Here is an 8298-nt window from a genome sequence, read left to right as displayed (position 1 = left end):
CCCCGCCACCGCTACGCTGGCCACGAGGTCTCCGGTATTCAGGTTCTGCTTGGTCGCTGAACCCATCTACCGGAGACCTCACCCATCTCACGGCAACGACACACCCACTCCGGCAACGACTTTCAGCCGCAATCCTGACGGCGGCGATCACCCCTCAGCACTTATGAAACACGCCCTAGCAGCGAGGCGGTGGCGTGCCCGAACTTCAGCGACCCGGCCAACCGCAGCAGGTCGTCGTAGTGCTCGGCGATCAGATCCAGGTTGGTCCGCCGGGTCAGTAGTGGGCCTGCGAGCGGGAAACGGGTCTCCGCCTCGGCGCGCGGGCCCGGCCGGTACAGGGTGATTCGGCCCAGATCCCGGATCCGGGGTGAGAGTTGCATCCCGAGGAGATCGAACAACCCGAAGTTCAGTCTCTCGACGCACCGCGCGGGCGTGAGCATATGCGCGAGCCGATCGTAGGTCTGCTCCTGCGCCTGCCCACGGGCGTGGGCAACCCGCTCGACGACCATCAGAGGGCCCGGCCGGATCACCCGCGCCGAGATCAGATACTCACACCCCAGCCGGAACAACAGCGTCGGCGAATCGTGCTCCATCGCCCGCGCCAGCAGGAACTCGTCCAGTTCCTTCAGCTCTATCGTCCCGGCCGCCCGCCAGCTCGAGTACTGCGCGACCAGGCGCACGTGCTCAGTCCGGGTCTTGGCTCGCTTACCGTACGAACGAAGCTGCGCCGCATCGACATTCAGCTGCTCGGCCAACCGAGCCACCGCCACAGATGGTGCTGAGGTCAACCGGTCGGGAACGAAGCCGAGCCACGGCAACGTGCAGAGCGCGAGGGCAAGTCCCAGCCGGTCCGCTGGTCCACGACCGCGGCCTGGGTCGACGAACGCGACGTCAGCAGCGGTGAGCGTGTAGAACCGGAACAATTCCTCGCAACTGATCTCCGGGAACCCCCGCAGCCGCTCGAGCTCCTCATCCGTGAACACCCGCGTTGCCACGAACCCCAGCCTCCAGTACGTCGACCAACCTCATCGGCCGCCAAGCCAACCACCAATCACCCTGCGCCGCAGGCCGAACCGCGAAGACACCCCTCAACCAGGGGCTACGCCATATCCGCCCGAAATTCGGCGAATACTACGGCGACCCGGATTGGCGTGGCGCGGCGCGATAACGCCGGTCATCGGATGACTAACAGGTCGATTCAGGACGACGATGCCGGGTCGCAATACAGATCAAAGCAATCACGAAAGTGACTGTGCAGGAATGATTGTGGCAGCGTGAGTCAGCGCACCAGGCAAGGGTGGCTCTCACAGTACCTGTTTCACCAGGGTCTCCCAGACGTCCAAAACGCCTGTCAACCTGGTTGAGTCGGCTCCCAGCTACACCAACGAAAGCGCCGGCAGCACTTCATGGACACGCACTGCAGCTTTCCCCATCAGTTCAATTCAGCTGCACCGGACGCGCGATCGTGTCAGCACATGCTTCTACGCAGAAGGGACGAAGACCAATGGCGGACAACCAGTTCACCACTCACGCAGACCTTTTCGATCTGAGTGGGAAGTACGCACTTGTCACTGGCGGCACCAGGGGCATTGGGATGATGATAGCGCGCGGCCTTCTGCAGGCGGGCGCCCGCGTCGTTATCAGCTCACGCAATGCGGACACGTGTGCAGAGGCACAGCATCTGCTGTCCGAATTCGGCGACGTTCAAGCATTCCCCGCCGACCTGTCCAGGTACGACGAGTGCCAGCGGCTCGCTGATCTTGTCAAGGTCGACTCGGAACGCCTGGACATCCTCGTCAACAACGCGGGAGCGATGTGGCGCGAGCCGCTGGAGACGTTCCCGGCCGAGGCCTGGGACGCAGTGATCGACCTCAACCTCAAGTCGCCGTTCTGGCTGGTGCAGGCGCTGCTGCCCGCACTGCGCAGGGCGGGCACCGCCGATGATCCCGCGCGGATCATTAACATCGGCAGTATCGCCGCCATCCACGTCGCCGAGGCGCCCAACTACTCGTACGCCAGCAGCAAAGCGGCACTCCATCAACTCACCAGGGTGCTTGCCAGGGAACTGGGCCCACAGCACGTCACGGTGAACGCGGTAGCCCCAGGAGTTTTCCCGTCGCAGATGATGGCGGCCACGCTCGATGCCATCGGCGACACGATCGCGGCGAAGGCCCCTCTGCGCCGGCTCGGCCGCGACGACGACATGGCAGGTGTCGCCGTATTCCTCGCTAGCCGGGCTGGGTCTTACCTGACGGGCGCCATCGTCCCGGTCGACGGCGGCACCGCCACGACCGCATCAGGTACCTAGGCGTCGGCGCGAGGCTTTGCCACCGGCCGACGAGGATCCGTGAACACCTCCAAGCCGGGTCTCAATGCAGTCGTCGGGGTACCCGTAGTGCCTCCCTTGTATGCGGGGACGGGCTTACGGTGAGGGGGTGGCCACGATGGATCTACGCACCGATATCCGGGAGTTTCTCAGCTCGCGTCGCGCCCGCATCGCACCCGAGCAAGCGGGCCTGCCCGCTTACGGCGGCAATCGTCGGGTCAAAGGTCTGCGTCGCGAGGAGGTAGCGCTGCTGGCGGGGGTATCGGTCGACTACTACGTGCGTATGGAGCGCGGCAGCCTCGCCGGTGCCTCCAATGGCGTGCTCGACGCGTTGGCCGCTGCCTTGCAACTCGACGAGGCCGAGCGCGACCACCTGTTCCACCTCGCGCGCCAATCCGGGGCGCCCAGCGGTCCACGCCGGCGCAGGCCTGCCGTGACGGTGCGCTCGACGCTGCAGCAGGTGCTCGATGCCATCTCCGATGCGCCAGCCTGGATCTGTAACGGACGTTATGACGTGCTCGCCATGAATCAACTCGCCCGCGCGCTGTTTTCACCGGTGCTGGCCGACCCGCGACGGCCCGCGAACACAGCGCGGTTCGTCTATCTAGCTCCCGAGGCGGCCAAAGATTTCTTTGTCGACTACGACCAAGTTGCCGGTGACGCAGCCGCGAAGCTACGCATGGAATCCGGCCGCAATCCGCACGACGAGGAGCTGATCGCCCTAGTCGGCGAACTGTCAACGTGCAGTGAGTTATTCCGGCAGCGGTGGGCATCTCGGGACGTGCGGCTGCACCGGTCCGGACGCAAGCGGGTGCACCATCCGATCGTGGGCCAGCTCGACTTGGACGTCGAGTCCCTGGAACTGCCCGCCGAACCCAGCCTGCACCTCAACGTCTACACCGCACCCGCGGGCACGCCGACCGCTGACAATTTAGCGCTCCTGGCGTCGTGGGCGGCCACCCAACAGACGCTGGCGACCGAGCTCGAAGCACACAACGGATAGTCCACCCCTTCAGCAGTACTAGTCAGCGGACCATGACGTGGGGCAACAATCTGCCACACCCAAGGAAAACGAGACCGCCTACCACGCTCGACTCCGGAGATCTCAGCCGACATCCAAGCGACGAACTCTGAACGCTCCCACCGAAAACCGGCTCTCGATCAGCGACCCCGCCGCCTCGCGGCCGGGTCGCTGTCGGCCTGATACCGCCACAACCCGTCGTCGGACACCCGCGCGTACTTCACCAGGCTGCGCACCGAGGTATGCCCCGACAACTTCATCAACACCGGCGTCGACGCGCCCTCCTCCGCAGCGTGGGTGAGCCGGGAATGACGCAACTGATGCAGCGTGTAGGGACCATCGGAGTAGTCGGCGGTGTGGGCTTCGAACAGTTCGGCCGCGCGCCGGTACGACAGCCGCGCTCGCCTCGTCGCCGGGTCGATGTCGTTGGTGGCCACCGGCGGCCGGGCTTTACGGTCGGTGAGGAACAGCGGCCCCGACTTGCGCCCGGCCAGCAACCGCGCGGTGCCGGTCTGCCACGCGATGACCTCCCGCGCACCGCCCTTGCGGGTCACCACCGCGCACCGGTTGCCCGTATCGAGATCGGGCACATTCAGCATCAGCACCTCCTCGGCGCGTGCCGAGGATTCGTAGAGAAGGTGCCACAACACCCGTTCTCGTAGCGGCGCATCCGATCCCAGGATCTCGGTGACCCGATCCCGGGACAGCGCCCGGCTGGTGTCCGGCGGCGCGGGCCGGGCCCGCAACCGGACCAGCGGATCACCGGTCAGCCAGCCCTGTTCACGCCAGTATCCGCACGCCGAGCCCAGCGCGGTGAGCCGGATGTTGAACGTCTTGGCAGACTTGCCGCCCCATACGAAGGTGAACCAGCCGCTGACCCGATCCGGCTACGAATCCAGTTGCGCCACATCGGTATCCGCGCCGAAATCGGCGACGAGGCGATCCAGCGCCGCCGCGTACGTCGCGCGGGTGTTCGCCACAGCGATCGTGCCCAGATAGATCCGCACCGCATCGGCCAGCCGCACACTACGCGCGGCGGTCGGAAGCGCATGGACCCGCCCCATTCACCAGCCCCTCTCTCGGTTACCGCAAATAGTTTCCCGAGTCGCCACCGCCGGAATGGTGCATCGCGCCAGGACGACTCCGAGGTTACCGCAAATAGTATGCGACTATGTGCGGTAACTCCTTAGCGTGACTTTTCTCGTCAATGTTCCCGGACCCCCTATTCGGGCTGCGACTCGGCGGTTAGTTCCTTTGCAGCAGACTGGAATTCGCCGACCGTGGTGGTAGCGACTTCGTGTAGCTGCGACCGCGTGGGCTGCTGATCGGGGAATGGATCGTCGGCGGCGGGTCGTCGACGGCCAATTCGGCCAGCGCCTCCCAGGCGTCGCCGAGGTCGTTGCCCGGGCGACAGGTGCGCATGGACCCAATGATTGATCTGGCGCACCAATTTCGCTCTCCGGCAATCGGATCAGCGATATTGGTCCGGAGCGCCTGTTGATCGAGTACTCCCGGGGCATCAGATATCGGCAAGCGCGATGCCGGTGAGTCCGGGGCCGAGGTGCACCAGCTCGGTGTCGAGGCCGCTGTCCAGGTTGACGTGGCGGATGCTGCCACCGAGATCGGTGACGTAGTACTCCGATTCGGATACTGTGGTCAGGCCGATCGCTTCCCGGTAGCCGGTGGACAGGATCTGGGGCGCACCGACTGTCGGCTGCACGATCGCGCGGTTGAGCGTATTACCGGAGGGTTCGGCGCCACGATCGGTCCACGCCAGGGTTGCGCTGCCGAGAAGGTGCAGGTCTACGGGTTCGGGTAGGTCCTTCCACAGCAGTTTGATATCGTCGCGGTGTTGCGCGCTGGTCCCGGGCGGCAGATCGATCGGGGCGCGAAAGATCCTGCCCTCCCCGGCTTTCGGTGCGCCTTTCTGAGTCCAATACAGCAGACGCCGATCCAAATCGACAGCGATGCCGACACAGTGATTGCTGGCCATGTGCGCAGCCTGTTCACCAACCGCCGCGATCACCAGCGGACGCAGATCGCTACCGTCGAGATTGCTGCACAGCACCTGCATGCCCTCCCGGTCGCACCAGTACAGTACGCCCTGGTCGAAATCGGCGGTGAGCTGTTTGCCGCTCGTAAACGCCCCGCGCGGCACGATCGTGACACGGTTCCCGCCGTCGAGGTCGGCCCGTTCGAGTGACGCGTTACGGGTGTAGGCCGCTTCTGGACGGGGGCCACTGCCGCGATCGGGGGCGCCCATATTGGTCCAGTACACATGGCCCCGGGATTGGTCGACGACGATACCGTCGGGCCTCTCATCGAGGCCGGCGATCAGGGTCTGCACTCGGGTGCCGTCCAAAGACACCGCCTGCATCTCCTGTCCGGCTACGTTCAGTACCAACAGCTCGGTCATCGGCATCGCTCCCTAATCCGACTCGGGGTCTCGAGCACTCGGCCTAGGAGGCGTCGCCGATGTGTGTACTCCGGCGAACGGGGGCACCGCGTCGCAGATCGCTGGGGTGTGCCGGCCCGCCTGCATCACGGTGCCGTCAGGCCTGATGATCGCGGCGCTCGCCCGACCTTCCTGTAGCCAGTTGGCGAGTTCGCTTCCCGGGGCCGCGGAGACGACGACGGCGCCGCGGCGCTCGAGTTCGTTGCGCTGCTGCTCGCTGAGCGCTGCGGAGGTGATCAGTGCGAACCGGTTTGCGATCACCTTGTCGAGCCGAACACCCTGCGGCAGAACGGGATTGGGGCACAGTTTGCCGGTGGGGTCTCGTCGGCTGCGAGACTTGACCACCAGAGCGGAGGTGTGCAACGCCGGGGCCAAGCCTGGGGTGGCGAAGCGGCGTATGAGGGGCAGGTGAAGCATCCGTGGGAAGACCAACCCTCGGAAATAGTCTCCCAGTGGCCCGCCGGCGGTCATGGCCCGCCCCAAGGAGATCGCGAGCCGAATCATTGTGCGGACGTGGGGTTCTCGTTCTTTCTGGTAAGTGTCGAGCGCACTGTCGGGCAGGCCTGCGCCGAGCACTCCGGCCAGTTTCCAGGTCAGGTTCATCGCATCGCGCAGGCCCGCACACAGGCCCTGGCCGATGAATGGCGGAGTGGTGTGGGCGGCATCGCCGAGAATGAACACGTTGCGGTCGCGCCATCGGTCGGCGACCCGGGCACGGAAGGTGTACTCGGCCACCCGCACCAGGCTCAGCCGCTCGGCGGGGACGTCGCCCAACCAGGGCGAGATCAGCGGAACCACGCCGGGGATGCTCTGGTACTCCGCGGCGGTCTCCCCATCGAACAACTCGAATTCCCATCGGTAGCGGGTGTCGCTGACCCGCATGTAGCTGCCGGCGCGCACGGAGCTGCAGAGTTGGTGCAATCCGTCCCACTGGTGCAGGTCCGCGTCGGTGTCCATGTCGATCACCAGCCACCGCTGCTCGAAGTGCAGATCGGCCATGGCCGCGCCGATCGCCGAGCGGACCGTGCTATTGGCGCCGTCACAGCCCAGGACATAGGTGGCCTCGACACTGTGCTCGCTGCCGCTGAGGCGGTCGGTGAAACTGACCCGCACGCGACCGTCGCCTTGTTGGGTGATGCCGGTGACTTCGGCGTTGCCCCGCAACACCGCGCCGGGCTGTTCGGTGAGGTTGGCGCGCAGCAATGCCTCCAACTCGGGCTGGTCGTACATGTTGGCCTTTGGGAAGCCATGCGGGCTGTTCGGCGGCACGAGGTTTTCGTCCAGCACCTTCATCTTCGGGTCCACCAGCCGGATGCCCAGGCTCGGCCGGGAGATGGCAGTGAATTCCTCGTATACGCCGAGACGTGCCAGGATGCGGCAGACCTCGTCGTCGCAGTGCACCGCGCGCGGCTGCGGGTAGATGTCCGGATGGCGCTCCAGAACCAGACAGGAGACGCCGTACTGGGTGAGCAGCGTAGCCGCAGTGACGCCAGCGGGGCCGGCGCCGACAATGACGACCGGTACCGATGCCGGCGTGGCGTGGCCGGGCGTGGCGGGGGGCTCGCCAGCACTCACGCGTACCTGACCACGTTGCGTTGAGTGCCGAGGTTGATGGTGCCGTCGTCGGTGGCCACGGTCGCCGCCACCACATCGCCGTCATGCAGGTACAAGGGGTTTTGGGCCTGGCTGGCCAGGAACCCCTCCAGTGTGGGCGGGCCGGCGGGTGCCTCTTTGGGCTTCCTGACCGCGGTGCCCACCGGCGTGCCGGTGAGCACCAGATCGCCGGCATCGAGGCGCTGGAAACGGGACAGCGCCTGCAGGGCTTCGACGGGCAGGAAGATCATGTCGCCCTTGACCACACTGTTCTGGCGTTCCTCGCCGTTGACCGACAGCCGCACCCGCAGCTCACCGAAGCGCTCGAGCTCATCGGCGTCGAGCAGCACCAGCGCGGGCCCAACCGGAGTGAATGTCGGATAGGACTTCGCTTCGTAGTACTGCCCTTTGGCCTGTTGCACGTCGCGCGCCGACACGTCATTGGTCACCACCAGCCCGCACACGAACTCGGCCAGGTTGGCTTCGGTGACCTCGGTGCCCACCGGCAGCTCGCGGCCGATAACCAGCCCGATCTCCACCTCATAGTCCAGCAGCTGGACGTGCTCGGGTTTGACGATGTCACCGAACGGCCCGGTGATCGAACCGCCTGCCTTGCGGAAAAAGGTCAACTGCGTCTTGGCGGGATCGCGGCCGACGTCTCTGACATGGGAGGCGTAGTTGACGGCCTGGGCCACCACCCGACACGGCAAGGTCACCGGCGACAGCGGCTTCAGGCCGCTGACCGGCACAGTGTCGGTGCTGCGCGCAGCGTCGTCGATAGCCGCACGGTCGGCAAGTACCTCGCGGGTGGTGGCGGCGTCGGTGGCGATGCGTGCGGCCCCGGACGCGGTTTGCACCCACCACGCGTCAGCGGTACGCAGTATCGAGACAGTCATAACCGGG

At 65.8% G+C, this 8298-nt stretch carries 9 protein-coding genes and 1 pseudogene; 2 read left to right on the top strand and 8 right to left on the bottom strand.

The features are described 5' to 3' along the window. Positions 1 to 161 precede the first annotated feature (161 nt). Both ABZ293_RS25305 and ABZ293_RS25300 read right to left on the bottom strand, forming a co-directional pair. Positions 162 to 440 (bottom strand): Tn3 family transposase, encoded by a 279-nt coding sequence (locus tag ABZ293_RS25305; RefSeq protein ID WP_355184446.1) that lies wholly within the window; start codon positions 438 to 440, stop codon positions 162 to 164. Further along, positions 414 to 995 (bottom strand): annotated as a pseudogene (locus tag ABZ293_RS25300) (DUF4158 domain-containing protein); the annotation flags it as partial. The gene ABZ293_RS25305 and the pseudogene ABZ293_RS25300, both read right to left, overlap by 27 nt. A 509-nt stretch (positions 996 to 1504) precedes the next feature. Here ABZ293_RS25300 and ABZ293_RS25295 point away from each other — a divergent pair. Together ABZ293_RS25295 and ABZ293_RS25290 are read left to right on the top strand one after the other, a co-directional pair. Continuing rightward, positions 1505 to 2308 (top strand): SDR family oxidoreductase, encoded by an 804-nt coding sequence (locus tag ABZ293_RS25295; protein WP_355184428.1) that lies wholly within the window; start codon positions 1505 to 1507, stop codon positions 2306 to 2308. A gap of 127 nt (positions 2309 to 2435) precedes the next feature. Further along, complete coding sequence (locus tag ABZ293_RS25290) at positions 2436 to 3329, top strand: helix-turn-helix domain-containing protein (RefSeq protein ID WP_355184426.1); 894 nt, start codon at positions 2436 to 2438, stop codon at positions 3327 to 3329. Between the two features lie 158 nt (positions 3330 to 3487). On the opposite strand, the gene ABZ293_RS25285 is transcribed toward ABZ293_RS25290, so the two are convergent. From ABZ293_RS25285 to ABZ293_RS25260, 6 genes are all read right to left on the bottom strand, one after another. After that, positions 3488 to 4093, bottom strand: a complete 606-nt coding sequence (locus ABZ293_RS25285; protein WP_355184424.1) for a site-specific integrase — start codon at positions 4091 to 4093, stop codon at positions 3488 to 3490. A gap of 141 nt (positions 4094 to 4234) precedes the next feature. Next, positions 4235 to 4411, bottom strand: coding sequence for a hypothetical protein (locus ABZ293_RS25280; RefSeq protein WP_355184422.1), 177 nt, complete (start codon positions 4409 to 4411; stop codon positions 4235 to 4237). Positions 4412 to 4592: 181 nt separating this feature from the next. Then, the gene (locus ABZ293_RS25275; RefSeq protein WP_355184420.1) at positions 4593 to 4769 is read right to left on the bottom strand and encodes a hypothetical protein; all 177 of its coding nucleotides are present in this window, start codon (positions 4767 to 4769) and stop codon (positions 4593 to 4595) included. A gap of 97 nt (positions 4770 to 4866) precedes the next feature. Then, complete coding sequence (locus ABZ293_RS25270; RefSeq protein ID WP_355184418.1) at positions 4867 to 5763, bottom strand: hypothetical protein; 897 nt, start codon at positions 5761 to 5763, stop codon at positions 4867 to 4869. A gap of 12 nt (positions 5764 to 5775) precedes the next feature. Further along, positions 5776 to 7377 (bottom strand): bifunctional 3-(3-hydroxy-phenyl)propionate/3-hydroxycinnamic acid hydroxylase, encoded by a 1602-nt coding sequence (locus ABZ293_RS25265; RefSeq protein ID WP_355184416.1) that lies wholly within the window; start codon positions 7375 to 7377, stop codon positions 5776 to 5778. Further along, complete coding sequence (locus ABZ293_RS25260; protein WP_355184414.1) at positions 7374 to 8291, bottom strand: fumarylacetoacetate hydrolase family protein; 918 nt, start codon at positions 8289 to 8291, stop codon at positions 7374 to 7376. The genes ABZ293_RS25265 and ABZ293_RS25260 overlap by 4 nt, the downstream gene beginning before the upstream one ends. Between the last annotated feature and the right edge of the window lie 7 nt (positions 8292 to 8298).

Origin of the sequence: Nocardia sp. NPDC005998 (genome assembly GCF_040614395.1) — a bacterium.
In the GTDB taxonomy this organism is placed as follows: domain Bacteria; phylum Actinomycetota; class Actinomycetes; order Mycobacteriales; family Mycobacteriaceae; genus Nocardia.
The sequence above is the reverse complement of the archived record's forward strand: the minus strand, read 5'-3'. Positions and strand labels throughout refer to the sequence as shown.